1 protein-coding gene is annotated in these 1,003 nt (G+C 63.8%); it reads left to right on the forward strand.

Annotated features, from left to right (window positions below; genetic code table 11):
- Positions 1 to 14: 14 nt before the first annotated feature.
- Positions 15 to 1,003: IS30 family transposase (locus HDC95_RS16795; protein WP_259064840.1), on the forward strand; the 989-nt coding region annotated here is incomplete at its 3' end.

The raw sequence follows: 1,003 nt of genomic DNA on the forward strand, positions 1-1,003 counted from the left end.
CCCAGTCTGGGGGCATGAAGATCGATAAGGGACGCACCGGTGGTCTCGCTGATCCGGTGCCGGAGATGATGGCGGTCAGTGAGCGGATGCTGACTGCGGCGGAGCGAGGGGTGATTCAGATGGGCCGACGTGCGGGCATGAGTTACGCCCGCATCGGAGCGGAGATCGGTCGGGACAAGTCCGTGATCTGGCGGGAAGTGAAGCGCAATACGAGCCCGGATGGGGTGTATTACGCATCGGTCGCGCACACGAAAGCGCATCAGGCTCGGCGGCGTCCGAAACCGTTCACGTTGATCGAGAACGAGGCGCTGTGCCGGTTGATCGGGGTCTGGATGGACGAGGGGTGGAGCCCGAGGCTGATCTCGGCGATGTTGGAGTTCTACTTCCCGGATGATCAGACTATGCAGGTGAGTCACGAGACGATCTACCAGGCCCTCTACGTCCAGACCCGCGGGAAACTGCGGGCAGATCTGGCGCAGAAGCTCTCCTTGAAACGGAGAACGCGTGTTGCGCACACGGCGGATCGGCGCAAGAACAGTCCCTACAAGGAGGCGTTCAGGATCAGTGACCGGCCCGCCGAGGTCAAGGACCGGGCCGTCCCCGGGCACTGGGAGGGAGACCTCATCATCGGGTGCGATGGGACCGCGATCGGCACTCTCGTCGAGCGCGCGACACGTTTCACGATCCTGCTCCACCTCCCGGGAGATCACACCGCCGACACCGTCGCTGCGGCCATGATCCGCGAAATGGGCGCCCTGCCAGAGCATCTTCGCCGCTCGATCACCTGGGATCGAGGGACAGAGCTCGCTGAGTATGCGCAGATCCAGCTGGCGTTGGAGACGACGCTGTATTTTTGCGATCCGCACTCGCCCTGGCAGCGCGGCACGAACGAGAACACCAATCGGTTGCTGCGGTTCTGGTTCGAGAAGGGCTCGGACCTCTCCACACACACGCCCGAGGACCTGCGCCGGGTCGCTGCGACGCTGAATCGTCGACCCCGACC

Source organism: Microbacterium sp. AK031 (assembly GCF_024807145.1).
Classification (GTDB): domain Bacteria; phylum Actinomycetota; class Actinomycetes; order Actinomycetales; family Microbacteriaceae; genus Microbacterium.